This is a genomic window from Ancylobacter sp. (assembly GCF_965249975.1).
Classification (GTDB): Bacteria; Pseudomonadota; Alphaproteobacteria; order Rhizobiales; family Xanthobacteraceae; genus Ancylobacter.
On sequence record NZ_CBDFNE010000020.1, the window covers coordinates 102,570 to 127,765 of the forward strand.

The window sequence follows — 25,196 nt, forward strand, 5'->3', positions numbered from 1 at the left end:
GTGTTGTGCGGCGCGGGGCGTGGCGATATAAGCTGCCCCCGATAGGGGTGCCCCCGGAAAACGAGGACCAAGGCCGATGTCGGTTGAGATCGACCAAGAGTACCGCCCCCGCGAGGACGAGCCTTTCATGAATGAGCGGCAGCGGGAGTATTTCCGCCACAAGCTGCTGCAGTGGAAGGAAGACATCCTGCGCGAGGCGAAAGAGACGCTTCAGCACCTTCAGGACGAGAATCAGAACCACCCGGATATTGCCGACCGCGCCTCGTCGGAAACCGACCGCGCCATCGAGCTGCGGGCTCGCGACCGGCAACGCAAGCTGATCGCGAAGATCGAATCCGCGCTGGAACGGATCGATGACGGCTCCTACGGTTATTGCGAGGAGACCGGCGAGCCGATTTCGCTCAAGCGCCTTGAGGCCCGTCCGATCGCGACACTGTCTATCGAAGCGCAGGAGCGGCATGAGCGCCGGGAGCGCGTCTATCGCGACGACTAGGATTGATGCGATCGCCTATCTGCCGGCCTCGTTGAGAGGGCGGCGAGGATATGAAAAGGGCGGCCCGGATGACGGGCCGCCCTTTTCCTTTGTTCGATATGGCATCCTGCGGTTCAGGGGCGGCGGTTGCGGCCCAGGAGGCTCGCCATTTCCTCCTCGAACAGGTCCACTTCCTCACCGGGACGGGGTGTGGCCTCATCGGGCAGCCGGATTTCCGGGGCGAACATGTCGATCGCCCGGGCCGACGCCGCGGGCACGGCGGGCGCATTCTCCGCATTGGTGTCCAGGCGCACCTCCGGCGCCGCCGCATCGACCGCCCCGATGGGCGGCTTGACGAGCGGTGCCCCGGTCAGCGGTGCCCGCGTGGGCGGAACGGGCGCCATTTCCGCCACGGGTCCCGCGACTACGGGAGGGGAGGCGACGGGCGCGGAGGGCGCCGCATGGACAGGCATCGCCGCATGAGGCGCCGGCGCCGGGTGGGCCGCCGGCGTGGCGGAACGCCCCGGCCGGTCGATCGCCTTTTCCAGCGCGCGTTCGAAAGCCGGCGAACCGAGAGGCGAGGCGGCAACTGGCGGCCGAACAGGCTCGGCGTCGGCCACGGGCGGACGCCGCAGCGTCTCCTCCAGATGCTCGGCCATGCCGGCAAACAGCGGGTCGACCTTCACAGTGATCCGCGCGCCGGTGTCAGGCTCGGAAGCGCCAACAACAGGTTCGGCGCGGGTCGCGACCGAACCGGCGCCCGGCGCGTGGGGCAGCGGGGCCAGCAACGACGACGTGCGAGGAGCCTCCGCCATCTCGGGCACGCGCGGTTCCAGTGGGCGGCGGGCAAAGGGCGGACCGGCGACCGGCGCCGGCGAAATTGCCGGACCGGGCGGAAGAGGAGCGGGTTCCGCACCGATGTCGCGGGCCGGGCCGCGCGAGATCATCGGCGGGCGCGGATCCACAGGCCCGCGCGCTTCGGGGGGCAAGGGCGTGGCGCGCGGCGCACGCGCGGCGTTCGCAGGCGGCGGCGGTGTCTCGCGGGAGGGGCGCGGTTCGCGCAGAGGTTCGGTTCGCGGGGAGGGGCGGTGAGGATCGCCGGCCCGCGGAGGGTCGAAACGGTGAGGATCGAGCGGCGGTTGGTCCGGGGTCCGCATCGGCTCGGCGCGCAACGGCTCGTGATGCGGTGCGGTCTCCGGCAGCCGTGCCGGCTCGGGCGCGCGCGCCGGGTCGACTGCCCGCGCGGCCAGGGGAGGGTGTTGCGGCGCCCGGGCGTGGACGGCGGCAATGCCGCTCTCCACCAGGAAGTCGCTGCCCCCGCCGAGCACGACCAGATGCTGGACATCGTCGCGCTGGATCAGCACGAGGCGGCGGGTTTCGTCGATCTGGATATGGTCGATGACGGCCAGCCGGTGACCGGCGACCATGCGCTGGCTCCGGTTGCGCCGTGTCAGGCGGCCCAGCCACACCACGAGGCCCGCCAGCACGATCAACCCGGCAAGGGCGAGGATCGGTACGGTGTAGGGTCCGAGACCGGACAGTACATCCATCATGCGCCACATCTCCTGCAGGGCGGGCCTGCGCTGGCGTCGCACAGACCGATCACATGCGTCCTTTGTGTCGCGTCAGGGCCCTTCCGGCAAGTCCCGGCCTCAATTCCGCCGTCCGGTGCACGGCTTAGATCGCTGCGTGCGGCGGATAAGCCCAATCGGGCCTTGCCCCGGGGGAGCGGGTCAGGCACCAAGAAGGACAGGTTGAATCGCCTCGCTGCGCGGCGTCGGCGGCGGTAGCGGAAGGCTTCTGGCTTGAACATGGCGGACGGCGGACGCGACGATCCCACCCTCGACCGGACCGAGATCGGCGGCAGCATCCGGCTGGTGCTGCTTGTTGCGCTCGCGCTGGTCGGCGCGGTGGTGTCGCTGCTGCTGTTGGGCCGCGACCGGGCCGACCCGTGGATCATCGGACTGCTGACCGTCCTTGCGGTCGTCGGCGTATTCGCCCTGTTCGCCTATGCGGCGGGCCTGCTGCGCTTCGGCGCGCCGGACCTGCGCGACGAGCTGGCGCGGCGAATCGTCGATAGCGGTCCCGAGGGCGTCAGCATCGTCGATACGCTGGGGCGGGTGCTTTATGCCAATCCGCGCTATTGCGAGATCACGGGCGCGGCTTCCCTTGTGGAAGCGCGGCCGGTCGAGCGGCTGTTCACCAGCGACCCCGATGTGTCGGAGGCGGTCTATCGCCTCGCCCAAAGCGTGCGCGAGGGGCGTGCCTCCGTCGAGGAGGTGCGTCATGCGGTTCCCGGCCAGCCGGTGCGCTGGCTCCGCCTCGGCGCCCGCCCGGCGGCGGCGGGGAAGGGCGTGCGTTGTGCCGTGTGGACGGTGAGCGACCTGACACGCGAGCGGGAGCGGCAGGAGAGCGCGTTTCTCGAACTGCAGCACGCCATCGACTATCTCGACCACGCCCCGGCCGGCTTCTTCTCGGCGGCCGGCGGGGCCATTCATTACATTAACGCCACGCTGGTGGATTGGCTCGGCTACGACCTCGCCGAATTCGGCCCCGGCGGGCTCACGGTCGGCGACATCGTGCCGGGGCCGGCGGCGGCGCTGCTCACGGGTATGGCGCCGCTTCCTGGCGGTGTGCGAACCGAGGTGCTCGACCTCGACTTGCGGCGCAAGAATGGTCAGCCTCTTCCGGTCCGCCTCTGGCACCGCGTCGCCTATGCCTCCGACGGCACGCCGGGCGCCTCGCGTACGCTGGTGGTCAACCGCTCGCGCGAGGACAATGCCGCCGATCCCGCCCGCGCGGCCGAGGTGCGGTTCGCGCGGTTCTTCCACAATTCGCCCATCGCAATTGCCGAGGTCGATGCCGAAGGCCGCGTCGTGCGTGCCAATGCGATGTTCGCCCGGCTGTTCGGCGGCCGCGAGGATGAGCGGCGGCACATTGTCGATCTCGTGCCCGAGCCGGCCCGCGCGCCGCTGCGGGGCGCGTTGACGGCGGCGGTGCAGGGGCAGGCGCCATCGGCACCGCTCGATATCGTGCTGGAGCGCGAGGGCGGGCGGTCGGCGCGCTTCTATTTCGCGTCGGTGGAGGATGGCGGCGCCGCACGCGAGGCGGCGATCGTCTATGTCATCGAGACCACCGAGCAGCGAGCGCTGGAAGCCCAATTCGCCCAGTCGCAGAAGATGCAGGCGGTCGGCCAACTCGCCGGCGGCGTGGCGCATGATTTCAACAATGTGCTGACCGCCATCATCGGTTATTCGGACCTGCTGCTGGCCAATGCGCGCCCCACCGATCCGTCCTTCCAGGACGTGATGCAGATCAAGCAGAACGCCAATCGCGCGGCGGGGCTGGTGCGCCAGCTACTCGCCTTCTCGCGCCGCCAGACGCTGCGCCCGCAGGTGCTGCGGCTCGGAGACGTGATGAGCGACCTCACCATGCTGCTGCGCCGCCTGCTCGGCGAGACCATCAAGCTGGAGGTTAAGGAAGGACGTGACCTGTGGCCGGTGAAGGCCGACCTCAACCAGTTCGAGCAGGTCATCGTCAATCTGGCCGTCAATGCCCGCGACGCCATGCCGGCCGGCGGCACGCTCGCCATCCGCACCGCGAATGTCAGCGCCGCGCAGGCCGCTTCCTACGCCGAGGCCGGTCTGCCGGAGGCCGACCATGTGCTGGTGGAGGTGGCCGACACCGGCACTGGCATTCCGCCTGACATTCTCGACAAGATCTTCGAGCCCTTCTTCTCCACCAAGGAAGTCGGCAAGGGCACGGGCCTTGGGCTCTCCACCGTCTATGGCATCGTCAAGCAGACGGGCGGCACGCTGCAGGTGGAGAGCGAGGTCGGACGCGGCTCGGTGTTCCGTGTCTTCCTGCCGCGCCATGTGCCCGATGCCGCGGAATTGGCGCCGCGTGCGCCCGAGCCCGACGCCCCGGCGAAGGCCGCCGACCTCACGGGACGCGGCACGCTCTTGCTGGTGGAGGACGAGGAAGCTGTACGGGCCTTCGCCGCCCGGGCGCTGGCCTCGCGCGGCTACCACGTGCTGGAGGCCGGTTCCGGTGTCGAGGCGCTGGAAGTGATGGCGCAGCATCCCGGCGAGGTCGAACTGATCCTTTCCGACGTGGTGATGCCGGAAATGGATGGCCCGACGCTGTTGAAGGAGTTGCGCCCCAGCCATCCCGACATCAAGGTGATATTCATGTCGGGCTATGCCGAGGAGGCCTTCGCCAAGAATCTGCCGGAGGGCGCGGATTTCGGCTTCCTGCCGAAACCGTTCACCCTCAAGCAGCTGATCGAGGCGGTGAAGGCGAGCATGGGCCGGAGCGAGCCGGGCCGTACCGAGTAATGTCCCGCGAGGGGACCGTCTGGAGGATGAGATGAGCGCAGCGACCGAGGATGTCTTCAAGGCTCTGGCCGCCGACCATGCTTCCCGCGCCGAGCAAAAGGTGGCGGCCCTCTTCGCCGCTGATGCCGACCGCTTCGCGCGCTTCTCCGCCTCTTTCGAGGACATGCTGCTCGATTTCTCCAAATGCTCGCTGACGGCGGACACGCTCGGCCTGCTGCTCAATCTTGTCCGGACCGCCGGGGTCGAGGCCAAGCGCGAGGCGATGTTCTCCGGCGTGCACATCAATCTCACCGAGGACCGGGCGGTGCTGCACACCGCGCTGCGCGATCCCGGCGAGACGCCGCTGGTCGTCGACGGGCAGGACGTGCGTGCCGATGTCGTTTCGGTTCTCGCCGCCATGGCGCATTTTGCGGAAGGCATCCGCTCCGGCGCGCTCAAGGGCTGGACCGGCAAGCCGATCACCGATGTGGTGAATATCGGAATTGGCGGCTCGGACCTGGGGCCGGTCATGGCGACCATCGCGCTGACGCCGTATCATGACGGCCCGCGCGCGCATTACGTCTCCAATGTCGACGGCGCCCATCTCTACGACACGGTGAAGGGGCTCGATCCGGCGTCCACCCTGTTCATCGTCGCTTCCAAGACCTTCACCACGCAGGAGACGATGGCGAACGCGGCCAGCGCCCGCCACTGGATCGTCGCGGCGCTGGGCGAGGCGGCGGTGGCGAACCATTTCGCGGCCGTATCCACCGCGCTCGACAAGGTTGCTGCGTTCGGCATCGCGCCGGACCGGGTGTTCGGCTTCTGGGACTGGGTCGGCGGGCGCTATTCGGTTTGGTCGGCCATCGGCCTGCCGGTCATGATCGCGGTGGGCGAGTCGCATTTCCGCCGCTTCCTGGCCGGCGGCCATGCGATGGATACGCATTTCCGCACGGCGCCGCTGGAGAAGAACCTCCCCGTCCTGCTGGCTCTCGTTGGTCTCTGGCACCGCGACGTGTGCGGCTATGCCACCCGCGCGGTCATCCCATATGACCAGCATCTGGCGCGACTGCCGGCCTATCTCCAGCAGCTCGACATGGAGAGCAACGGCAAGCATGTGACGCTCGACGGCAAGACGGTGGCGCATGACACCGGCCCTGTGGTGTGGGGCGAGCCAGGGACCAATGGCCAGCATGCCTTCTTCCAGCTCATCCACCAGGGCACCAGCCCGATCCCGGTCGAGTTCCTGATCGCCGCCAAGGGCCATGCCGAAGAGACCGAGCCGGGCCTCAAGCGTCAGCATGCCATGCTGATCGCCAACTGCCTCGCCCAGTCCGAGGCGCTGATGCGCGGGCGCTCGCTGGAAGAGGCCAAGGCGCAGCTTCTCGCCGCCGGCCGTGACGAGGCCACCGCCGACAAGATCGCCCCGCACCGCGTGTTCACCGGCAGCCGACCCTCGGTGACGATCGCCTATGAGACGCTCGACCCCTACACGCTCGGGCGCCTCATCGCGCTGTATGAGCACCGCGTGTTCGTCGAGGGTGCGGTGTGGAACATCAACAGCTTCGACCAGTGGGGCGTCGAACTCGGCAAGGAACTCGCCAGCACCTTGCTGCCGGCGGTGGAAAGCGGCGTGGCGCCGGACAGCGTCTCGACCTCGGCGGCGGGGCTGCTGCGCCATCTCGTCCGTAAGTGACGGTCCACCCCTGGCCCGGTTCTCTTTTCGGGAACCGGGCTTCTTCCCAAACGTCTAATGATCCCGGCGTGGCTGCGGCTGTCGGGGATGGGTTGAGCAAAGTCCGGGAGCGAGCATGATCCGCGTCGTCGCCACTACGCCGTATGAGGGCCAGAAGCCGGGCACGTCGGGCCTGCGCAAGAAGGTGCCGGTGTTCCAGCAGCCGCACTACATCGAGAATTTCGTGCAGGCGCTGTTCGATAGCCTCGACGCTTTCGAGGGCGAGACGCTCGTGATCGGCGGCGACGGGCGCTACTACAATCGCGAGGCGATCCAGATCGTGCTCAAGATGGCGGCGGCGGCGGGTTTCGGCCGGGTGCTGGTCGGCAAGGGGGGCATTCTCTCGACGCCGGCGGCTTCCTGCGTCATCCGCAAGCACGAGGCGTTTGGCGGCATCATCCTTTCAGCGAGCCACAATCCCGGCGGGCCGGAAGGCGATTTCGGCATCAAGTACAATATTGGCAATGGCGGCCCGGCGCCGGAGCATGTGACCGACGCGATCTTCGAGCGGAGCAAGACGATCCGCGAGTACCGCATTCTGGACGGCGACGACGTCGACCTCGATACGCTCGGCATCACCCGCCTCGGCGACATGGTGGTCGATATCATCGACCCCGTCGAGGACTACGCGGAACTGATGGGTGCGCTGTTCGACTTCGACGCTATCCGCGACCTGTTCGCGTCCGGCTTCACCATGCGTTTCGATGCGATGAGCGCGGTAACGGGCCCTTACGCCACCGCGATTCTGGAGGAGACGCTGGGCGCCCGCCCGGGCACTGTGATGCACGGCACGCCGCTGCCGGATTTCGGCGGCCACCACCCCGACCCAAACCTCGTTCACGCCAAGGAACTCTGCGACCTCGTCATGTCGGAGGAGGGGCCGGAGTTCGGTGCGGCTTCCGATGGCGATGGCGACCGCAACATGATCATCGGCCGCGGCCGCTTCGTCACGCCCTCGGATTCGCTCGCCATCATCGCCGCCAACGCGCATCTCGCGCCCGGCTACAAGGCGGGCATCACCGGCATCGCCCGCTCCATGCCGACCAGCGGGGCGGCTGACCGTGTGGCCGCCAAGCTCGGCATCACGTGCTACGAGACGCCGACGGGCTGGAAGTTCTTCGGCAATCTGCTCGACGCCGGGCTCGCCACCGTGTGCGGGGAGGAGAGCTTCGGCACCGGCTCCAACCATGTGCGCGAGAAGGACGGTCTTTGGGCCGTGCTGATGTGGCTCAACATCCTCGCCGTGCGCCGCCAGAGTGTCGCGGACATCGTTGCCGAGCACTGGCAAGCCTATGGGCGCAACTATTACACCCGGCACGATTACGAGGAAGTCGACAGCGCCGCCGCCGATGCGCTGATGGCCGATCTGCGGGCGCGGCTGGAGAACCTGCCGGGCACCGTCATCAACGGGCTCACCGTGGAGCGCGCCGACGATTTTGCCTACCGCGACCCGGTGGATGATTCGGTGACCACGAAGCAGGGCATTCGCGTATTCTTCGACGACGGCTCGCGGATCGTCTACCGCCTGTCGGGGACAGGGACCGCTGGCGCGACGCTGCGTATCTATCTCGAACGCTTCGAGCCCGACGCCGCACGGCACGATCTCGACACCCAGGACGCGCTCGCCGGTCTGGTTCAGATCGCTCGCGATTTGCCGGATATTGAGGGACGCACGGGGCGCAGCGCGCCGACCGTCATTACCTGACGGCGCAGCGACGCCCGGCGTGGGGCGACGGCGCTTGGCTACCGCAGAGCGCCCGTCCAGTGCAGTTCCAGCCGCCGGAGGACGCCATAGGCGATGGTGAGTTCATCACTCTCATCATCCTGTGCGGGTTGTGAGCCGGCGGGTCGGCCGTCATGTGTGGCGCGAATGGCGTCACACAGGCCCTGCGCCTTCGTCGTCAGTCGCAGCCGGGCCGAACGTCGGTCGCGCTGCGAGGCGGCGCGATGCACATATTCCGCATCAACAAGTTGCTTGAGATTGTAGGACGCGTTCGACCCGAGATAGTGCCCGCGCTCCAGCAGGTCGCGGACGGACAGTTCGTCATTGCCGATGTTGAACAGCAGCATCACCTGCGACGGGCTGATGTCGTCCACGCCAAGGCGGGTGAGCTCGGCGCGCAGTACATCGAGGAACCGGCGATGGGCCCGCTCGATCAGCCGCCCGATGTCCAAGGGGGTGACCTGGGTGACACCTGCGGGCCCATCCAACGAAGCGACCGCCGGAAAGGCCGTCTGCGAGGCGTCGGAGTCTCCCGCCAGCTCTGCTGCCTGGGCGGCTTTCCGTGCAGTCGACCTCATAGCTGTGTCCCCATCCCCGTAATCGATGACTGATTTCGCGACCGTCCCCGAACGGTCACGCAACAGACGCCGATGATGTGGCCAGCAGATTATTGAGAAAATGCGGCGGTCGCCAACGGATTTATGAGAGGCGTGCCCCGGTCCACGGAAAACCGTCGTGGCACCGGAGCAGCGTTGCAAAACGTTCCGGGGGAGATGGCCTCATCCCTGCCCGGCCAGGGCGCGGACCTCAGCGCGGGGTTTCGAGATGCGATTCGAGAAACCAAAGCGCTTTATCGAGGGAGCGCGAAGCGGCGGTGAAGATGTCGGCAGTGGTCGGGTCGCCGGCGTCATCGGATTCACTGATCGCCTTGCGCACATTGTTCGCCACCGCGCCGAAACGCTCGGCCAGAGCCGCCAGATGGTCGGGAATGGCGTAGATGTCGGTCGGGTAGGCTTTCAGCGGGGTGCCGTCGGCAACGGTCTGCGTGGTTCCCAGCGCGGTGCCGCCCAGCTGCACCACACGCTCGGCCATGGTGTCGTTATGGTCGTCGAGCTCGGTGCGGAAGCCGTCGAGCATTTCATGCACGGCGATGAATTGCGGGCCCTTCAGGTTCCAATGCGCCTGCTTGACCGCCAGCGCGAGGTCGATGCCGGCGGCGAGATTGGCGTTGAGCAGGTCGATGGCGACCTTCTTGGCATTGGACGGAACGTCATTCGCGGTCTTGTGGTCGGACATGGGAAACCCTCTTCCTCGGACGGCCCGGCAGCGGCACTGCCGGGCGCCAAAAGGGACAAGATTGGCCGCGCCGAACGGTATTCAAGAGCCCCTGTTGTGAAGAATCCGGCCGATGAAGTTGAGCAGCAACTGGGCGGCGAGGATGGAGGTGACCCCGCCGGGGTCATATTCCCGCGCCACCTCGACCAGGTCGATACCCGCGACGGTGCCGCGCTTGGTCAGTCCGTCAAGCAGTTCCAGCACTTCGTAGTAGGTGAAGCCACCATGGCTCGGCGTGCCGGTGCCGGGCGCGATGGAGGGGTCGAAACCGTCAATGTCGATGGTGACGTAATAGCGCTTGCCGGCGGGAATGCGTGCCAGCACCGCTTCCGTGCCGAGCTTGCGGATCTGGCGCACGGACAGGATGTCCGAGCCCATGGCGCGGGCTGCTTCATAGCCCTCGCGCGCGGTGGAAGAGACGTTGCGGATGCCGAGTTGGGTGAGGCCAGTGACATAAGGCTTTTCCGCCGCGCGGCGCAGCGGGTTGCCATGGCCGCGCCGCACGCCGTGGCGCTCGTCGACGAAGTCGAGATGAGCGTCGAACTGGACGATGTGGATCGGCTCCTGCTCGGAGAACGCCTCAATGCAGGGAATGTTGATCGAATGATCGCCACCGAGCACGACCGGGAGAGCGCCGGCGGCGAGGATCTTGCGCACGGCCAGCTCAATATTGGCGTGGCTGCCCTCGGTGTCGGTGTGGATCATGTCCGCATCGCCGATATCGACGATGCGGGTGGTCTCCGCCGCGAGGTAGGTGACGTCGTCCTCGTGATCGTAAGCACCTGCGTGGCCGAAGGAGAACAGTGTCGAGGCTTCGCGGATGGCGCGTGGGCCCGAGCGGGCGCCCGAGCGCCATTGCGTGCCGAGATCGAACGGCGCGCCGACAATGGCGACATCGGCATCGATCTTGTCCCAGTCAAGCTGCAGCGGGTACTTGCCGAACGTGCAGATGCCGACGAAGGGAAGATCGAGCCGGCCACCCTCATAACCATGGGCCATCAGCGTGTTCCCTTCTTTTCCACGGCGCCTGCCAGCACGCAGAGCAGTTCGAACATGATCGTCGCGCCCGTAAGTGCCGTGAGGCCGGAGGGGTCGAAGGGTGGGGCGACTTCGACGAGATCGGCGCCGATAATGTCCAGTCCGTCGAGCAGGCGCACCATCTGCTGCGCCTCGCGGGTGGAGAAGCCGCCGATTTCCGGTGTGCCGGTGCCCGGCGCCTGCGAGGGGTCGATGCCGTCAATGTCGAAGGTCACATAGGTCGGCGCTTCGCCGACAATGGCACGGGCTTCCGCCATCACATCGGCGACGCCACGCTCCATGAACTCCTCGATGAAGATGATGCGCACGCCCATCTCACGGGCATAGTCGTAATTGCCGGCGTCGGAAATGGCGCCCCGCAGGCCGATCTGCACGAAGCGCTTGGGGTCGACGAGGCCTTCCTCGATGGCGCGGCGGAATGGCGTGCCGTGGGTGTAGCGGCTGCCATTGAAGAAGCTGTCATAGGTGTCGGAATGGGCATCAAACTGGATGAGGCCCACGGGGCCGCTTTTCGCCAGCCCGCGCAGGATCGGCAGGCTGATGAGGTGGTCGCCCCCGGCGGTGAGCGGCAGCGCGCCCGCCGCGCGCACGCCCTCATAATGGGCGGTGATGATGTCGAGCGAGCGCATCAGGTCGAAGGGATCGATGATGACATCGCCGCAATCGGCGACGCGGGCGCGGTCATAGGGCGAGAGGCCGGTGACGTGGTGCACGCGGCGCATCAGGCTCGACTGGTTGCGCAATTCGCGCGGGCCGTGGCGGGTGCCGGCGCGGTTGGTGGTGCCGAGGTCGAAGGGCACGCCGATGATGGCGATATCGACCTGGGAGGGCTCGGCCACCGGCAGGCGCATGAAGGTGGGAAGCCCGGCGAAGCGGGGAACGGTGCCGGAATCGAGGGGTTCGAAAGCGTTGGTCATGGTGGCGGAACCTGATGCCTATGTTCGGGCCTAAAGCCCGAACTCCTTGCGGACGGCGGCGGAGATGTGGGTGACGTAATCGGCCATCAGCGCCTCGCCCTTTTCAACGGTCGAGCCGGTGGCCACCGCCAGCACGCCGGAGGGCGGCAGGCCGAAATCGTCCGGCACCGGGAAGCGGTCATAGGGCGGGAAGGTCGCCGGGCCGTCGGAAGGCGCCTTGTCCATCTCCACAAGATCGGGCCGCAGCACCAGCATCAGCGAGGTTTCCATCAGGCTGGCATGCTCCAGCTCGATGCCGGGGAAACCGGCGGGGAAGATGCTCTCCAGCGTCGCGCGCTGGGCGAAGTCCCAATATTCCAACCGCATCACAGTGAGGTCGGTGATGCCGTCGCGGGCGATCTCGCGCCGGGCGAGGTCCAGCCCTTCCACCGATGGCCAGAGATTCTCGTAATGGCCGTTGACCACCACCAGACGCCGCACGCCCTGGCGGACAAGGTTGCGGATCACGTCGCGCACGACCAGCGCGAAGGTGTGGGCATCGACGCTCAGCGTGCCGGGGAACTGCTCGCCGCCGCCCGAGCGCGGCATCGACTTGCAGCCATAGGCGACGGTGGGGGCGACGAGGCCGCCCACCTCGCGGGCGATGCGCTCGCACACCCCGGTGGGCAGCACGACATCGACATTGAGCGGAAGATGCGGGCCATGCTGCTCGGTGGAGCCGAGCGGCAGGAACACCGGCGCGCCGGCGGCCATTTTCGCCGCGAATTCCGGCCAGCTGAGTTCGTCGAGACGTACGCTGTCGACCATGCGGTCCCCCTGAGTGTGATGGCGTGCCCGTTCAGTGCATCGCGGCGCCGCCATCGACGCTGAGGCACTGGCCGGTGATGAAGGTGGTGGTGCGGCTCGCCAGGAAGAGAACCGCCTGCGCGACCTCTTCCGGCCGGCCGACACGGCCGGACGGGTTGCCGGTTTCCAGGCGCTTCAGTTCCTCGCTCAGATTGGCGAAGTCGAGCAGCGGCGTGTCGACCGGCCCGGGCGCGATGGCGTTGACGAGAATGTCCGGCCCGAGTTCCCTCGCCCAGGAGCGGGTGAGGGTGAGGACCGCGCCCTTGGTGCCGGCATAGCCGGAGAAGCCGGCGCGGCCGAGATAGGCGAGTTCGGACGCGATGTTGATGATGCGCCCGCGCACCGGACCTTCAGCGCTGAAGCGCGACAGCGCCTCGCGCGCCATCAGCATCGGCCCGCGCACATTGACCGCCGCCATCCGCTCATAGGTCGCGATATTGAGGCTCGCCAGCGGCGTCTCCTCGCAGATGCCGGCGCAGTTGACGATGACATCGAGCCCGCGCAGTTCCGCCACTGCCGCCTCCATGCCGCCAATGACCGAGGCTTCGTCCGCGACGTTCACCAGAATGGTCGGCCAGCGGGTTTCGTCGGGTGGGGGGTGAAGATCGAAGCCGATGACCTTGGCGCCGGCGGCGCACAGCGCATCCGCGCTCGCCCGGCCGATGCCGCTTGCCGCGCCGGTGACGATGACGCGTAAATCCCGGTGGGGGTGGTCCTTGTGGTGGGCTACCATGGCAGTTCTCCGCGATCGACCCCGAGGCTCTGGCCGGTGATGTTGGCCGCCAGGTCCGAGGCGAGGAAGAGATATGTACCCGCCACATCTTCCGGGTCCATGAAGCCCGGCAGAATCTGCGCGGCGACGATTTCCCCCAGCAGCACGTCGGGCGCGAGGCCGGTACGCGCGGCCATGGCGTGGAGCGAGCGCAGCGAGGCTTCCGTGCGCACCCAGCCGGGGCAGACGGCATTCACTGTGATGCCGCGCGGCCCGAGTTCCTTGGCCCAGGTCTTGGTGAGGCCGATCACCGCGTGCTTGGAGGCGACATAGGCGCCGAACAGCTGCTCGGCGCTGCGCGACCAGATGGAGGCGGTGTTGATGATGCGCCCGCCGTGGGCGAGGCGGGGGAGCAGGGCGCGGGTGACGAGAAACGTGCCCACGACATTGATTTCCACCACACGGCGGAACACCGCTTCGTTGTCGCTGCTTACGTCGTCCAGAGGGGTAACGCGCTCCAGCCCGGCATTATTCACCAGAACGTCGAGATGAGGGATCGCTTCCGCCACCGCCGCCACCTCCTCGGCCGAGGTAATGTCGGCGCGGTGGCCGCGCGCGCCGAGGCGTTCGGCGACCTCGATAATCGCGTCGTCATCGGCCAGCATGTGCATTTCCGCTCCCGCTGCGGCGAAGGCGCGGGCGATGCCGAGGCCGATGCCACGGCTGGCGCCGGTGACTAGCACGGTGCGGCCTGAAATGCCGTCGAGGCTCATGAGCGGGGCCGGGTGAGGCGGGGGAAGGAGGGCATGGCGGGCTCCCTTTGGCCCCGCCATGCTGGCGTATCTTCACATCAAGAGAAATCGGAATTAATGGAACGATACATCGGCAAAAGTCGATGTGAGCGGAGGGGCGATGCGCCGTCTCGACAATATCGACCTGCGGCTGCTGCGCGTCTTCGTCACGCTGGCGGAGGAGGGCGGCTTTCAGGACGCGCAGATCGCGCTCAACCTGTCGCAATCCACGCTCTCCACCCATCTCGCGGCACTGGAGCGCAAGCTGGGCGGGCAGCTGTGCGAGCGCGGGCGGGCCGGCTTTCGGCTCACGCCGTTCGGCGAATCGACCCTCGCCGCCGCCAAGCGGCTGTTCGACGACATCGACGCCTTCCACGGCCGCATTGGCCAGGACCAGCGCCGGCTGGTGGGGCGGCTGCGGATCGGCATCGTCGATGGCGTCGTCACCAACCCGCAACTCGGGTTGCAGACGGCCCTGTCGCGCTACATGGCCTATGCGTCCGAGGTGTTCGTCGATCTCGAACTCGGCACGCCGCTGGTGCTGGAGCGGGCGCTGATGGACGGGGCGCGCGACCTCGTGGTCGGGCCATTCTCGCAGAAGGTGCCGGGCCTTACCTATGTGCCGCTCAACCGCGAGGCGCAGGCGCTCTATTGCGGGCGCGCGCACCCGCTCTTCGCGCTGCCGGGCACCGAGATCACCCATGCCCGCATCGAGGAGGCGCTGTTTTCGGTGCGGCGCTATCGCCACCTCGATGACCTCTACCGGGTCAACCACCCGCGCGCCAGCGGCGCCATAGTGCAGATGGAGGCACAGGTGATGATGATCCTCTCCGGCCGCTTCATCGGCTATCTCCCGCGCCATATCGGCGAGGATTGGGTGGCGCGGGGAGAGATGCGGGTGCTGCGGCCCGAGGCCTATGGCTTCGAGACCACCCATTTCGCCGCCACGCGGCGGCTCAAGGGCGAGCAGCCGCTTGTCGATGCCTTCGTGCGCGAATTGAAGGTGCAGGCGGGCGGCGGCGCAGCCGGCTAGAGCGTTTTCGAGCGAAGTGGATAAAGGTTCGCGTGAAGAAAACGCGACAAAACAAAGAATTAGATCATTTCACTGTTTCCGTGAAACGGTGAAATGATCTAGATGCCGCCGCGCACGCGGTCGCTCAGGTTGCGGCGCTCGCGGACGATGACGGCTAGCGCCGCCTCCTCTTCCGGCCCGCGCGGCAACTGGGAGAGCTGATCGAGCTGGTTCAGGGCAACGAGGCGCAGCAGGTCGTCGCGCACCGCGCCTGCAGCGTCGCGGGGGAGGGTCGGCACCAGCTGGAGGTGCTCGGGCGGCAGCAGGTCCGGCAGGCGGGCAGCGAGGTGCGCGCGCAAGGTCTCCTCAGTGGTGCCCTCCGCCTCGACGAAGGCATAGAGCCCGAAGGAATGGCCCGCGGTGGGGAAGTCGCAGATATGCACATGGCGCACACCCGCCACCTCGCCGAGCGCGGCAGCGATGCGCGGGCCCTGCTCCATGGCGCGCGGGCCGCGACCCTCCGTGTCGTGGTAGTTCAGCAGCCGGCGGGTGACGAAATTGTAGATTTTCTTGCCCGTCTTCATCCACACGCGGGTGTACAGGCTCTTGCGGGCGAGGATCTTTTTCTCGCGCGCGGTCAGCGCCTCCGGGCAGTAGCTGCGCTTCTGCTTGAGGAAGTGGCGGATGTCTTCATAGGCCGCGACGCGGAAGGCCTTGCTACGCCGGGAAAACACCATGGCGAGCTGAAAGTCCATCAGCACCGCGCGCCCGTCGGCGGCGTAGAGCCAGTTCTGCGGTTTGGCGAGGTCGTTATGGGCGATGTTGCGGCGATGCACCTCGCGCAAGCCCTTGCGGGCGGAGGCGAAATAGGCGCGATCGCCGCGCGGGCGGGCGATCTGCAGCGGGATTCCGTCGACAAAGCCGCGGACCAGATAGCCTTCCTCCAGCGCATAGACCGGCACGGTGTGGCCGCTGCCCTCCGCACGCATCAGCGCGCGCGCCTCGCGGGCGGCGAAGTGGCGGGCGAGCGGCTTCACCCACCATTTCACCTCGGCATAGTTGCGCCGTACCGCCGGGTAGACGGTACCGGCGGCATCGCGCCAGAAGCCGCGCTCGATGGTGGAGAAGGTGTCGCGCTTGAGCACGGTGTCGAGCTCGAACACGCCGCCCTGGGCGGGGACCGTGAGGCTCACGCGGCGGCCTCGTTCGGCTCATCCGCGTGGGCCTTGGCCCAGGCGTCCATATCGGCAAGGGCGCGGGCGGCGAGCACCTGCTTTTTGGCGACGGTCTTCTGCGTGCCGCGCAGGCGGTTGCCTCCGGCGTCGCGGGTCGGGTTGGCGTCGAGCGGCGGGAACAGGCCGAAATTGACGTTCATCGGCTGGAAGGAGCGCGGGCCCGCCTCCACCGTCTCGATATGGCCGCCGGTGATGTGGTTGAGAAGGGCGCCATGGGCGGTGGTCGGCGGCGGTAGAGCCGGAGTCTCCCGACGCTGCTCCGCGCTGGCGAACAGGCCGGCCATAAGCCCCATGGCGGCGCTTTCCACATAGCCCTCGCAGCCGGTGATCTGGCCGGCAAAGCGCAGGCGCGGCTCGGCTTTCAGCCGCAGCGTGGCGTCGAGCACGCGGGGTGAGTTGAGATAGGTGTTGCGGTGCAGACCGCCGAGCCGCGCGAATTCCGCCTTTTCCAGCCCCGGAATCATGCGGAACAGGCGGGTCTGCTCGCCATGGCGGGTCTTGGTCTGGAAACCGACCATATTATAGAGCGTGCCCAGCGCGTTATCCTGCCGCAGCTGGACCACCGCATAGGGCTTCACGGTGGGATTGTGCGCGTTGGTCAGGCCCATCGGTTTCATCGGGCCGTGGCGCAGCGTTTCCGGGCCGCGCGCGGCCATCACCTCGATCGGCAGGCAGCCGTCGAAATAGGGCGTGTTGGCTTCGAACTCGCGGAAGGGCACGGTGTCGGAGGCGACCAGGGCGGCGACGAAAGCCTCGTACTGCTCCTTGTCCATGGGGCAGTTGATGTAGTCGGCGCCGGTGCCGCCGGGTCCCATCTTGTCATAGCGCGACTGGAACCAGCACACGTCCATGTCTATGGAATCAAAGTGAATTATCGGCGCGATCGCGTCAAAGAAGGCGAGCGCCTGCTCGTCGGCGCGGGCGCGGATCGCTTCGGCGAGGGCCGGGGAGGTGAGGGGGCCGGTGGCAACGATGACGCTGTCCCATTCCGCCGGCGGCAGGCCGGCGACCTCGCCGCGCTCCACCGTGATCAGCGGATGGGCGGCAATGGCGGCGGTGACGGCCTCGGCGAAGCCCTCGCGATCCACGGCCAGCGCGCCACCGGCGGGGATCTGGTGACGGTCGGCGCAGCCCATGATGAGCGAGCCGAGGCGGCGCATCTCGGCGTGCAGCACGCCGACGGCATTATTGGAAGAATCGTCTGATCTGAAGGAGTTAGAGCAGACGAGCTCGGCCAGGCTGTCGGTTTTGTGGGCATCGGTGCCGCGCGTCGGGCGCATTTCGTGCAGCACGACAGGGGTGCCGCGACGGGCGAGCTGCCAGGCGGCTTCGCAGCCGGCGAGGCCGCCGCCGACAATGTGAACCGGGCGCTTTTCGGTGATGCTCATATCCTGCCGCTGCTCAACACATCCGCGCGCGGCTTAGCACGGAACGGGGGCAAAAAAGAACGGCCCCGGAAAATTCCGGGGCCGTACGATCAGTGCAGTGAGGTGGACGATGTGTCCGATTCAGACGCGAGCGTCCGGCCTCAAGGCCGCATCACGCCGCAGCGGCGGCGCGACGGGCAACGCTGGTGATTTCGCCACGCGACACGTTGATGTCGGCGAGGGTGCGGTCGTCGAGCTGGGAGAGCTCAACGAGAGTGCGGCGATACGCCTGGTAGCGGCGGATCTGCTTGGCAACGAGGCCCCAAAGCAGCATGTCAGTCTCCATCGGTTGTAGTTACCGGATCGCGGCCTCCGAGCATCCCCGGCAGCTGCACGTCCGTTAATCATTCCTGTGCCTAGATATTCGACATCCTGCTTGTTTGGTAGGAAATATACCGCATCCCAGCCCTGCGAGGCGCGCATGCCACGCTCACAATTCATTCACGATCTGCAAGGTTGGCGAAACCTTGGTGTGAATCAGGCGCCCGTGGGCGCCTGATCGAGATCGGCCGAGGTCCGCCCGCAGGCGCCCGTTCGCTGGTGGTCCTCAGGCGTTCGCCAGCGCCTGTTCGAGGTCGGCGATGATGTCCGCCGCGTCCTCGATACCCACGGACAGGCGCACCACATCCGGGCCGGCGCCGGCCAGCGTCTTCTGCTCGTCGGCGAGCTGGCGGTGGGTGGTGGAGGCGGGGTGGATGATGAGCGAGCGCGTATCGCCGATATTGGCGAGGTGCGAGAACAGCTTCACCCCGGACACCAGCGCCACGCCGGCTTCGAAGCCGCCCTTGAGGCCGAAGGTGAACACCGCGCCAGCGCCCTTGGGCGTGTATTGCTGGGCGAGGTTGTAATAGCGGTCGCCCGGCAGGCCGGGATAGCTGACCCAGGACACTTTCGGGTGGTCGGCGAGGAATTTCGCCACCGCCAGCGCATTGTCGCAATGGCGCTGGATGCGCAGCGGCAGGGTCTCAATACCGGTAAGCAGCAGGAAGGCGTTGAACGGCGACAGCGCCGGACCGAGATCGCGCAGGCCGAGCACGCGGGCGGCGATGGCGAAGGCGAAATTACCGAAGGTCTCGCCGATGACCACGCCCTCATATTCCGGGCGCGGCTGGGAGAGGAAGGGATAGCGCCCCTCGCGCAGCCAGTCGAAGGAGCCGCCATCGACGATGACGCCACCGATGGAATTGCCATGGCCGCCGAGGAATTTGGTGGCGGAATGGATGATGATGTCGGCGCCGTGCTCGAACGGACGGATGAGGTAGGGCGTCGCCAGCGTGTTGTCGACGATCAGCGGCACGCCGGCGCGCTTGGCGATCTTCGATATGGCGGCGATGTCGGTGACGATGCCGCCGGGATTGGCGATCGACTCGATGAAGATCGCCTTGGTGCGCGGCGAGATGGCGCGCTCGAAGGAGGCGACATCGTCGGAGTCCGCCCAGACCACGTTCCAGCCGAAGCTCTTGAAGGCGTGGTTGAACTGGTTGATCGAGCCGCCATAGAGCTTGCGCGCGGCGATGAACTCGTCGCCGGGAGTCAGCAGCGTCTGGAAGGTGAGCAGTTGCGCGGCATGGCCGGACGCGACGGCCAGCGCGGCGGTGCCGCCTTCCAGCGCCGCGACGCGCTCTTCCAGCACCGCATTGGTGGGGTTGCCGATGCGCGTGTAGATATTGCCGAACGCCTTCAGCCCGAACAGCGAGGCGGCGTGGTCGACATCGTCGAACACGAAGGAGGTGGTCTGGTAGATCGGCGTGGCGCGCGCCTTGGTGGTCGGGTCGGGCGCGGCGCCGGCATGCACGGCGAGGGTGGCGAAGCCCGGAGCGGGGGTGGTTGCGTCGGTCATTGGCGTTCTCCTGTCGACGGCTCGGCGGCCGCGCGAGCGGTGCGCGGCGGCGAGCGTCTTGGGAGGTAGTGTCGCGCCTTGGCTAAAAAACGCAACAGGTCTGGAGAAAGAATTAAACAGCGAAAAGTGGCTGTTGATATTGCGTCTAGGCGAGGCGTGGCAGCCGCAGCCGGGGAATCTCGATGGCGGGGCAGCGGTCCTGAATGACGGCGATGCCCTGCGCCTCGGCGGTGGCGGCGGCCACATCGTCGCGCACGCCGAGCTGGCTCCAGATGAGCTGCGGGCGGGGCGAAAGCGCGAGCGATTCCGCCACCACGGCGGCGAGATATTCCGGCGCGCGGAACACGTCCACCATGTCGATCGGCTCGGGCACATCGGCGAGGCGGGCATAGGTGGGCAGCCCGGCGATGTCGCGCCCGGCCTGGCCGGGATTGATGGCGAACACGGTGTGGCCGTGCAGGGCGAGAAAGCGGGCGACGCCATGGCTGGGGCGGGCCGGATTCGGGCTGGCGCCGACCACGGCGATGGTGCGCACGCGGCCGAGCCACCCGGCGATGAAGGCGTCGTCATAGGAATCGTGATTCACGGGGCCTCCTGGGGCAGATGGAGGGGTTTCTGCCCGCCATATGGTGCGCGGGTGCGGGCACGGGGAGGGGCCGAATGCGCTGGAGAGCGACGGGCCGGAAGGCGAATTTCAAGGGGTTAGAACGTGGTATTAAAATACCTAAATCGTAACTCATTGATTTGTAACATGAATATCCGATAACGTGGGATTGACGTTGCGCGGGCGCTCGTCTAGAACCCCGCCACGAGAGAGGTGCGGGTACTCCGCGCCCTTGCATATGGATTTTCCCATGAAGACGTTTTCGGCAAAACCCGCCGATATCCAGAAGAAGTGGGTGGTGATCGACGCCACCGGCCTCGTGGTCGGCCGTCTCGCCACCATCATCGCCACCCGCCTGAAGGGCAAGCACAAGGCGATCTACACCCCCCACGTCGATTGCGGCGACAACATCGTCGTCATCAACGCCGACAAGGTGGTGCTGACCGGCCGCAAGCGCGATGACAAGGTGTATTACCACCACACCGGCTTCCCCGGCGGCATCAAGGAGCGGACCGCGAAGTTCATCCTCGAAGGCCGGTTCCCGGAGCGGGTCGTCGAGAAGGCGGTGGAGCGCATGCTGGCGCGCGGCCCGCTCGGCCGCAAGCTGATGGGCAATCTGCGTGTCTATAAGGGCGCCACTCATCCGCATGAGGCCCAGCAGCCGGAGACGCTCGATGTCGCCGCGCTCAACCGCAAGAACGTGGGTATCTGATCATGGCTGAGCTCATCCAGTCGCTCGACGGGCTCGAAGCCCTGAAGTCCCAGGCCGCCGAGGCCCCCAAGCATGTCCAGAAGCTGGACAAGCAGGGCCGCGCCTACGCCACCGGCAAGCGCAAGAACGCGGTCGCCCGCGTGTGGGTGCGCCCCGGCACCGGCAAGATCCTGGTCAATGAGCGCGACGTCGAGGTGTATTTCGCCCGTCCCGTGCTGCGCCTCATCATCCAGCAGCCGTTCTCGGCGGCGGCCCGCAGCGGCCAGTATGACGTGGTCTGCACCGTTTCCGGCGGCGGCCTCTCCGGCCAGGCCGGCGCGCTGCGCCACGGCATCTCCCGCGCGCTCACCTATTACGAGCCCGAACTGCGCGGCCCGCTGAAGAAGGGTGGCTTCCTGACCCGCGACTCGCGCGTGGTCGAGCGCAAGAAGTACGGCAAGGCCAAGGCCCGCCGCAGCTTCCAGTTCTCCAAGCGCTGATCGGCGCTTCGGCTTCCAATGCGAAAGGGCGGGTCCTGCGACCCGCCCTTTTTGTTTGCGCATTGCGCCGCGCTAGAGACTGATACGATCAGGTTGAAACGACCTGAGCGGTGGATCGGTGAGTGCTCTAGGGGCACAAAAAAGGGGCGCCTCGCGGCGCCCCTTTCCGTTGGTCGACCGGCGTGCCGATCAGACCGAGTAGTACATCTCGAACTCGACCGGGTGCGGGGTCATTTCGAACCGCATCACCTCGACCATCTTCAGCTCGATATAGGCGTTGATGAAGTCGTCGCCGAACACGTCGCCCTTCTTGAGGAACTCGCGGTCCTTGTCGAGCGAGGCCAGCGCCTCACGCAGCGAGCCGCAGACGGTCGGGATCTTCTTCAGCTCCTTCGGCGGCAGATCATAGAGGTCCTTGTCCATGGCCGGACCCGGATCGATCTTGTTGATGATGCCGTCGAGGCCGGCCATGACGAGCGCGGCGAAGGCGAGATAGGGGTTCGCGCCGGGGTCCGGGAAGCGGGTCTCGACGCGCTTGGCCTTGGCCGAGGTCGTGTAGGGGATGCGGCAGGAGGCCGAGCGGTTGCGCGCGGAATAGGCGAGCAGCACGGGCGCCTCATAGCCGGGGACCAGCCGCTTGTAGGAGTTGGTCAGCGGGTTGGTGAAGGCGTTCAGCGCCTTGGCGTGCTTGATGATGCCGCCAATGTACCACAGGCATTCCTGGCTGAGGTCGGCATATTTGTTGCCGGCAAACATTGGCTTGCCGTCCTTCCAGATCGACTGGTGCACATGCATGCCCGAGCCGTTGTCGCCGAAGATCGGCTTCGGCATGAAGGTGGCCGTCTTGCCATAGACATTGGCGACCTGGTGGATGCAGTACTTGTAGACCTGCAGCTGGTCGGCCATCGTCACCAGCGTGTCGAACTTCAGACCCAGCTCGTGCTGGGCGGAAGCGACCTCGTGATGGTGCTTCTCGACCTTGGCGCCCATGCGGGCCATGGCCGCGAGCATCTCGCCGCGCAGGTCCTGGCAGCTGTCGACCGGCGGCACCGGGAAGTAGCCGCCCTTGGTGCGCACGCGGTGGCCGAGATTGCCGCCTTCATATTCGGTGCCGCCATTGGTCGGCAGTTCCACCGAATCGAGCTTGAAGCCGGTGTTGTAGGGGTCGGCGGTGAAGCGCACGTCGTCGAAGATGAAGAACTCGGCCTCGGGGCCGATATAGATGGTGTCGCCGATGCCGGTGGACTTGAGATAGGCCTCGGCCTTCTTGGCGATGCCGCGCGGGTCGCGCGCATAGGGCTCGCCGGTGGTCGGCTCCAGCACGTCGCACACCACGACGAGCGTGGTCTCGGCGAAGAACGGGTCGATGCTGACGGAGTCGAGATCGGGCTGCAGATGCATGTCCGATTCGTTGATGGCCTTCCAGCCCGCAATGGAGGAACCGTCGAATGCCTGACCTTCGGCGAAGAAATCTTCGTCGACCATCGAGATATCGAAGGTCACATGCTGCCACTTGCCGCGGGGATCGGTGAAGCGCAGGTCGACGTATTTCACGTCGTTGTCCTTTATCAGCTTCATTACATCCTTGGCCGTCGTCATATTGTTCGTACCTCTTCTGATACTGCCGTCTTTTGCAGGGCAGATGGATCCCAAGCGGATGGTCAACGACGATACGCGCCGCATCCGTGGGGATGCGGCGCGCTCATATGCGCCACCATACTACGCTGGCTGTCAGATGGCGTCGACGCCCGACTCACCGGTACGAATGCGAATGGCTTCTTCGATGTTGGAAACGAAGATCTTGCCGTCGCCGATGCGGCCGGTCTGGGCGGCGCGGCGGATGGCGTCGATCGCCGTTTCCACCGTCTCGTCGGCGACCACGATCTCGATCTTCACCTTCGGCAGGAAATCGACGACGTATTCGGCGCCCCGATAGAGTTCCGTGTGTCCCTTCTGCCGGCCGAAGCCCTTGGCTTCCGTGACGGTGATGCCCTGCAAGCCGATCTCCTGCAGCGCCTCCTTCACCTCGTCGAGCTTGAAGGGCTTAATGATGGCCTCAATCTTCTTCATCTGACCTCGTCTCCCTGACTCGTCGATCCGCGACGCCCGGCCGAGTCGGGTCGCGAAGAAGCAGAACCCATGCCAAGCACCCTAGTGTCGCCGGAAACCGTTAATAGCGCATCATCGCATGACGCTACCGCACGGGCCAAACAGCTTCGATTTCCGGGAATGATGAAGTTATGGGCGATGTGCCGGCAAAGTAGGCAAGAGTGGCCGCGCGGCCGGCCGAAGGGCTGCGCTAAAGCTAGGCATTTGCCGTCGATTGTTGCGGCGGCCGCGGCCTCGCACGGCTGATGCTGTTTCCGCTAAGCTAAAGCTGACGCCGCCGCCAGCGCCGGACCGTGCAGGATCAGGGACCGATGGAACTTCTTACCCCCACCGAAATGGCTCGCGCCGATGCCTTCACCATCGCCGCCGGCGTTCCCGGCGCCGTGCTCATGGAACGGGCGGGACACGCTGTCGCAGCCTTCGCCGCGCGTGTGACGGTGGCGGGCGGGCGGGTGCTGGTGCTGTGCGGGCCGGGCAATAATGGCGGAGACGGATTCGTCGCCGCGCGGCTCCTGGCGGCGGCCGGCTACCGGGTGCGGCTCGCTCTGCTGGGCGACCGGGAGGCTCTGCGCGGCGATGCCGCGTTCATGGCGGCGCGCTGGACCGGAGCTGTCGCGCCGGCGGAGACGGTGGACCTCGCCAGCGCTGATCTCATCATCGACGCGCTGTTCGGCGCCGGGCTGGCGCGCGATCTCGACGGCGCGGCGCGGGCGCTGGTGGAGCGGGTGAACGCCGCCGGCCTGCCGGTGCTGGCGGTGGACCTGCCTTCCGGCATCGACGGCGCCACCGGCGCGGTGCGCGGGGCGGCGATCAAGGCGCGGTGGAGCGTCACCTTCTTCCGCGCCAAGCCCGGCCATGTGCTGCTGCCGGGGCGCCTGCATGCGGGGGAGGTGACCGTCGCGGATATCGGCATCCTCCCCGCCGCGCTTGACGTCCTCGCGCCGCGCGCCTTCGCCAATGTGCCGGAGCTGTGGGCCGGCCATTTCCCGGTGCCGGCGCCGGAGGGGCATAAATATTCGCGCGGCCATCTCGTGGCCGTTTCCGGCCCGGCGCAGGCGACCGGGGCGACGCGGCTTTCCGCCCGCGCGGCGCTGCGGGCCGGGGCCGGGCTAGTGACGGTGGCGTGCCCGGCCGAGGCGCTGCCGATCCACGCGGCGAATCTCTCCGCCATCATGGTGCGGCCGGTGGAGGACGCGGCGGGGCTGGCGCATCTGCTGGCCGACCCCCGCCTGACGACGCTGGTGCTCGGCCCCGGCCTTGGCGTCGGGGAGGCGGCCCGCGCCAAGCTTGGCGTGTGCGGCGACCGGCGGCTTGTCATCGACGCCGATCTCCTCACCTCGTTCAAGGGCGAGGCGGACGCGCTGGCGCAGGCGCTGGCGGGCGCGCCAGCGGCGGTAGCGACCCCGCATGACGGCGAATTCGCGCGGATTTTCGAGCGCTGCCCGCAGGTGCTGGAGGCGCCCTCACGGCTGGAGCGGGCGCGTGCCGGCGCCGCGCGCCTGGGCGCGACGCTGCTGCTCAAGGGGCCGGACACGGTGGTGGCGAGCCCGGACGGGCGCGCCAGCATCGCCGCCAATGCGCCGCCTTGGCTGGCGACGGCCGGGGCGGGGGACGTGGTGGCGGGAATCGTCGGCGGGCTGCTGGCGCAGGGCATGCCGCCCTTCGAGGCGGCGAGCGCTAGCGTGTGGCTGCATGGCGAAGCCGCGCGCGAGGCCGGGCCGGGGCTGGTGGCCGACGATCTGATCGACGCGCTGCGTCCGGTCTATCGCCGCCTCTTCGCCCGGCTGGGGGCTGTGTAGCGGCGGGCGGGCGCGCGCATTTTGCACTGGCGCAGCGTCATGACCGTGTTATAAGCCCGCACCCGGCTGGCGGCGCCTTCTCGGGTGCGCGCCC

General features: G+C 67.3%; 23 protein-coding genes. 8 read left to right on the forward strand and 15 right to left on the reverse strand.

Annotated elements, in window-relative coordinates:
* The first annotated feature begins 76 nt into the window (after positions 1-76).
* Positions 77-493 (forward strand): RNA polymerase-binding protein DksA, encoded by a 417-nt coding sequence (gene dksA / locus ACP2AH_RS18590; protein ID WP_126280180.1) that lies wholly within the window; start codon positions 77-79, stop codon positions 491-493.
* 113 nt (positions 494-606) lie between these two features.
* On the opposite strand, the gene ACP2AH_RS18595 is transcribed toward dksA, so the two are convergent.
* The gene (locus tag ACP2AH_RS18595) at positions 607-2,025 is read right to left on the reverse strand and encodes a hypothetical protein (protein ID WP_425107170.1); all 1,419 of its coding nucleotides are present in this window, start codon (positions 2,023-2,025) and stop codon (positions 607-609) included.
* Between the two features lie 258 nt (positions 2,026-2,283).
* Between ACP2AH_RS18595 and cckA the strand changes: the two genes are divergently transcribed.
* The 3 genes from cckA (at position 2,284) to ACP2AH_RS18610 (ending at position 8,228) form a co-directional block, all read left to right on the forward strand.
* Positions 2,284-4,809, forward strand: a complete 2,526-nt coding sequence (gene cckA, locus ACP2AH_RS18600) for a cell cycle histidine kinase CckA (RefSeq protein WP_425107496.1) — start codon at positions 2,284-2,286, stop codon at positions 4,807-4,809.
* 31 nt (positions 4,810-4,840) lie between these two features.
* Positions 4,841-6,484 carry a glucose-6-phosphate isomerase gene (pgi, locus tag ACP2AH_RS18605; RefSeq protein ID WP_425107171.1) on the forward strand — a complete coding sequence of 548 codons (1,644 nt, stop codon included), beginning with the start codon at positions 4,841-4,843 and terminating at the stop codon, positions 6,482-6,484.
* Positions 6,485-6,599: 115 nt separating this feature from the next.
* Complete coding sequence (locus ACP2AH_RS18610) at positions 6,600-8,228, forward strand: alpha-D-glucose phosphate-specific phosphoglucomutase (RefSeq protein ID WP_425107172.1); 1,629 nt, start codon at positions 6,600-6,602, stop codon at positions 8,226-8,228.
* Between the two features lie 38 nt (positions 8,229-8,266).
* Here ACP2AH_RS18610 and ACP2AH_RS18615 read toward each other — a convergent pair whose 3' ends face one another.
* From ACP2AH_RS18615 to ACP2AH_RS18645, 7 genes are all read right to left on the reverse strand, one after another.
* The gene (locus tag ACP2AH_RS18615) at positions 8,267-8,824 is read right to left on the reverse strand and encodes a MarR family winged helix-turn-helix transcriptional regulator (protein ID WP_425107173.1); all 558 of its coding nucleotides are present in this window, start codon (positions 8,822-8,824) and stop codon (positions 8,267-8,269) included.
* A gap of 229 nt (positions 8,825-9,053) precedes the next feature.
* Positions 9,054-9,542: a DNA starvation/stationary phase protection protein Dps gene (gene dps, locus ACP2AH_RS18620; protein ID WP_425107174.1), complete on the reverse strand. Its 489-nt coding sequence runs from the start codon at positions 9,540-9,542 to the stop codon at positions 9,054-9,056.
* A gap of 81 nt (positions 9,543-9,623) precedes the next feature.
* Positions 9,624-10,580 carry an agmatinase gene (speB, locus tag ACP2AH_RS18625; RefSeq protein WP_425107175.1) on the reverse strand — a complete coding sequence of 319 codons (957 nt, stop codon included), beginning with the start codon at positions 10,578-10,580 and terminating at the stop codon, positions 9,624-9,626.
* Positions 10,580-11,536, reverse strand: coding sequence for an agmatinase (gene speB, locus ACP2AH_RS18630; RefSeq protein WP_425107176.1), 957 nt, complete (start codon positions 11,534-11,536; stop codon positions 10,580-10,582). The genes speB (ACP2AH_RS18625) and speB (ACP2AH_RS18630) overlap by 1 nt, the downstream gene beginning before the upstream one ends.
* A gap of 30 nt (positions 11,537-11,566) precedes the next feature.
* Positions 11,567-12,343 (reverse strand): creatininase, encoded by a 777-nt coding sequence (locus tag ACP2AH_RS18635; protein WP_425107177.1) that lies wholly within the window; start codon positions 12,341-12,343, stop codon positions 11,567-11,569.
* A gap of 31 nt (positions 12,344-12,374) precedes the next feature.
* Positions 12,375-13,115 (reverse strand): SDR family NAD(P)-dependent oxidoreductase, encoded by a 741-nt coding sequence (locus ACP2AH_RS18640; protein ID WP_425107178.1) that lies wholly within the window; start codon positions 13,113-13,115, stop codon positions 12,375-12,377.
* Positions 13,109-13,867 (reverse strand): SDR family NAD(P)-dependent oxidoreductase, encoded by a 759-nt coding sequence (locus ACP2AH_RS18645; RefSeq protein WP_425107179.1) that lies wholly within the window; start codon positions 13,865-13,867, stop codon positions 13,109-13,111. The genes ACP2AH_RS18640 and ACP2AH_RS18645 overlap by 7 nt, the downstream gene beginning before the upstream one ends.
* 139 nt (positions 13,868-14,006) lie before the next feature.
* On the opposite strand from ACP2AH_RS18645, the gene ACP2AH_RS18650 reads away from it, so the two are divergent.
* Entirely contained in the window at positions 14,007-14,918 is a 912-nt protein-coding gene (locus ACP2AH_RS18650; protein ID WP_425107180.1) for a LysR family transcriptional regulator, read from the forward strand.
* A gap of 98 nt (positions 14,919-15,016) precedes the next feature.
* Here the strand turns inward: ACP2AH_RS18650 and ACP2AH_RS18655 are convergent, their stop codons facing one another.
* The 5 genes from ACP2AH_RS18655 to ACP2AH_RS18675 form a co-directional block, all read right to left on the reverse strand.
* Complete coding sequence (locus ACP2AH_RS18655) at positions 15,017-16,090, reverse strand: serine/threonine protein kinase (RefSeq protein ID WP_425107181.1); 1,074 nt, start codon at positions 16,088-16,090, stop codon at positions 15,017-15,019.
* Positions 16,087-17,520 carry a methylenetetrahydrofolate--tRNA-(uracil(54)-C(5))-methyltransferase (FADH(2)-oxidizing) TrmFO gene (trmFO, locus tag ACP2AH_RS18660; RefSeq protein WP_425107182.1) on the reverse strand — a complete coding sequence of 478 codons (1,434 nt, stop codon included), beginning with the start codon at positions 17,518-17,520 and terminating at the stop codon, positions 16,087-16,089. The genes ACP2AH_RS18655 and trmFO overlap by 4 nt, the downstream gene beginning before the upstream one ends.
* Before the next feature lie 151 nt (positions 17,521-17,671).
* A complete protein-coding gene (locus tag ACP2AH_RS18665; protein WP_244376008.1) occupies positions 17,672-17,833 on the reverse strand; it encodes a DUF1127 domain-containing protein in 162 nt (53 codons plus the stop codon).
* Positions 17,834-18,106: 273 nt separating this feature from the next.
* A complete protein-coding gene (locus tag ACP2AH_RS18670; protein WP_307020038.1) occupies positions 18,107-19,399 on the reverse strand; it encodes an O-acetylhomoserine aminocarboxypropyltransferase in 1,293 nt (430 codons plus the stop codon).
* Between the two features lie 145 nt (positions 19,400-19,544).
* On the reverse strand, positions 19,545-19,985 hold the full coding sequence (locus ACP2AH_RS18675) for a CoA-binding protein (RefSeq protein ID WP_425107183.1): 441 nt from the start codon (positions 19,983-19,985) through the stop codon (positions 19,545-19,547).
* Between the two features lie 268 nt (positions 19,986-20,253).
* Here ACP2AH_RS18675 and rplM point away from each other — a divergent pair, with 268 nt between their 5' ends.
* A complete protein-coding gene (gene rplM, locus ACP2AH_RS18680; RefSeq protein ID WP_307020040.1) occupies positions 20,254-20,715 on the forward strand; it encodes a 50S ribosomal protein L13 in 462 nt (153 codons plus the stop codon).
* A 2-nt stretch (positions 20,716-20,717) separates the two neighbouring features.
* Entirely contained in the window at positions 20,718-21,194 is a 477-nt protein-coding gene (rpsI, locus tag ACP2AH_RS18685; RefSeq protein ID WP_421700443.1) for a 30S ribosomal protein S9, read from the forward strand.
* 189 nt (positions 21,195-21,383) lie between these two features.
* Here rpsI and glnA read toward each other — a convergent pair whose 3' ends face one another.
* Complete coding sequence (glnA, locus tag ACP2AH_RS18690) at positions 21,384-22,793, reverse strand: type I glutamate--ammonia ligase (RefSeq protein WP_421700444.1); 1,410 nt, start codon at positions 22,791-22,793, stop codon at positions 21,384-21,386.
* 132 nt (positions 22,794-22,925) lie between these two features.
* A complete protein-coding gene (locus tag ACP2AH_RS18695) occupies positions 22,926-23,264 on the reverse strand; it encodes a P-II family nitrogen regulator (RefSeq protein WP_018386933.1) in 339 nt (112 codons plus the stop codon).
* Between the two features lie 350 nt (positions 23,265-23,614).
* On the opposite strand from ACP2AH_RS18695, the gene ACP2AH_RS18700 reads away from it, so the two are divergent.
* Positions 23,615-25,102, forward strand: a complete 1,488-nt coding sequence (locus ACP2AH_RS18700) for an NAD(P)H-hydrate dehydratase (RefSeq protein WP_425107184.1) — start codon at positions 23,615-23,617, stop codon at positions 25,100-25,102.
* Positions 25,103-25,196 lie beyond the last annotated feature (94 nt).

Excerpts from the sequence above, each read along its gene's own strand:
- ACP2AH_RS18645 (WP_425107179.1), bottom strand. The coding sequence starts at position 13,867 with ATGAGCCTCGACGGCATTTCAGGCCGCACCGTGCTAGTCACCGGCGCC.
- ACP2AH_RS18610 (WP_425107172.1), top strand. The coding sequence starts at position 6,600 with ATGATCCGCGTCGTCGCCACTACGCCGTATGAGGGCCAGAAGCCGGGC.
- ACP2AH_RS18665 (WP_244376008.1), bottom strand. The coding sequence starts at position 17,833 with ATGCTGCTTTGGGGCCTCGTTGCCAAGCAGATCCGCCGCTACCAGGCG.
- ACP2AH_RS18615 (WP_425107173.1), bottom strand. The coding sequence starts at position 8,824 with ATGAGGTCGACTGCACGGAAAGCCGCCCAGGCAGCAGAGCTGGCGGGA.
- ACP2AH_RS18650 (WP_425107180.1), top strand. The coding sequence starts at position 14,007 with ATGCGCCGTCTCGACAATATCGACCTGCGGCTGCTGCGCGTCTTCGTC.
- glnA (WP_421700444.1), bottom strand. The coding sequence starts at position 22,793 with ATGACGACGGCCAAGGATGTAATGAAGCTGATAAAGGACAACGACGTG.
- rplM (WP_307020040.1), top strand. The coding sequence starts at position 20,254 with ATGAAGACGTTTTCGGCAAAACCCGCCGATATCCAGAAGAAGTGGGTG.
- ACP2AH_RS18700 (WP_425107184.1), top strand. The coding sequence starts at position 23,615 with ATGGAACTTCTTACCCCCACCGAAATGGCTCGCGCCGATGCCTTCACC.
- dps (WP_425107174.1), bottom strand. The coding sequence starts at position 9,542 with ATGTCCGACCACAAGACCGCGAATGACGTTCCGTCCAATGCCAAGAAG.
- ACP2AH_RS18670 (WP_307020038.1), bottom strand. The coding sequence starts at position 19,399 with ATGACCGACGCAACCACCCCCGCTCCGGGCTTCGCCACCCTCGCCGTG.
- ACP2AH_RS18635 (WP_425107177.1), bottom strand. The coding sequence starts at position 12,343 with ATGGTCGACAGCGTACGTCTCGACGAACTCAGCTGGCCGGAATTCGCG.
- cckA (WP_425107496.1), top strand. The coding sequence starts at position 2,284 with ATGGCGGACGGCGGACGCGACGATCCCACCCTCGACCGGACCGAGATC.
- ACP2AH_RS18640 (WP_425107178.1), bottom strand. The coding sequence starts at position 13,115 with ATGGTAGCCCACCACAAGGACCACCCCCACCGGGATTTACGCGTCATC.
- pgi (WP_425107171.1), top strand. The coding sequence starts at position 4,841 with ATGAGCGCAGCGACCGAGGATGTCTTCAAGGCTCTGGCCGCCGACCAT.
- ACP2AH_RS18595 (WP_425107170.1), bottom strand. The coding sequence starts at position 2,025 with ATGATGGATGTACTGTCCGGTCTCGGACCCTACACCGTACCGATCCTC.
- ACP2AH_RS18695 (WP_018386933.1), bottom strand. The coding sequence starts at position 23,264 with ATGAAGAAGATTGAGGCCATCATTAAGCCCTTCAAGCTCGACGAGGTG.
- rpsI (WP_421700443.1), top strand. The coding sequence starts at position 20,718 with ATGGCTGAGCTCATCCAGTCGCTCGACGGGCTCGAAGCCCTGAAGTCC.
- dksA (WP_126280180.1), top strand. The coding sequence starts at position 77 with ATGTCGGTTGAGATCGACCAAGAGTACCGCCCCCGCGAGGACGAGCCT.
- speB (WP_425107175.1), bottom strand. The coding sequence starts at position 10,580 with ATGGCCCATGGTTATGAGGGTGGCCGGCTCGATCTTCCCTTCGTCGGC.
- speB (WP_425107176.1), bottom strand. The coding sequence starts at position 11,536 with ATGACCAACGCTTTCGAACCCCTCGATTCCGGCACCGTTCCCCGCTTC.
- trmFO (WP_425107182.1), bottom strand. The coding sequence starts at position 17,520 with ATGAGCATCACCGAAAAGCGCCCGGTTCACATTGTCGGCGGCGGCCTC.